The organism is Ohtaekwangia kribbensis (assembly GCF_042676245.1).
Classification (GTDB): Bacteria; Bacteroidota; Bacteroidia; order Cytophagales; family Cyclobacteriaceae; genus Ohtaekwangia; species Ohtaekwangia kribbensis.
In genome coordinates, this window is sequence record NZ_JBHTKA010000011.1 from 1 (window position 1) to 598 (window position 598).

General features: G+C 47.7%; 1 protein-coding gene. It reads left to right on the plus strand.

Annotated features, from left to right (window positions below):
• Window positions 1-19: 19 nt before the first annotated feature.
• A partial coding sequence (locus ACFQ21_RS25180) for an immunoglobulin domain-containing protein (RefSeq protein ID WP_377584087.1) occupies window positions 20-598 on the plus strand: 579 nt, incomplete at its 3' end.

Here is a 598-nt window from a genome sequence, read left to right on the forward strand (position 1 = left end):
ATCCAACCAAACCGTTTGCGTGGGACAGAGTGTAACCTTCAGTGTAAACGCAGGAGTAACAACGGGTGTAACGTATCAGTGGAGAAAGGGAGGAAGCAACATCTCCGGAGCCAACAGCAGCAGCTATACCATAGCAACTACTGTAGTCGGTGACGCAGGAAGTTATGATGTTATTGTAAGTGGAACCTGTACTCCTGCAGTAACAAGTTCAGCCGCTACATTAACGATCAATGCTTTACCCACGATCACAGCACAGCCTGTAGCAAGTCAGGCTATATGTGAAGGCAGTGTGGCTAACTTCAGTGTAACGGCTACCGGTACAAGCTTAACGTATCAATGGAAGAAGAACGGAGTAGATATATCCGGAGCGAATGCAAGCACGTATAGTATACCGACAACATCAACGTCAAGTGCAGGTACTTATACCGTTGTGGTGAGTGGTACTTGCTCTCCATCAGTAACGAGCAGTGCATCTGTACTAACCATTCGCGAACAACCAGAAATCATCACCGGCCCATCCAACCAAACCGTTTGCGTGGGACAGAGTGTAACCTTCAGTGTAAACGCAGGAGTAACAACGGGTGTAACGTATCAGTGG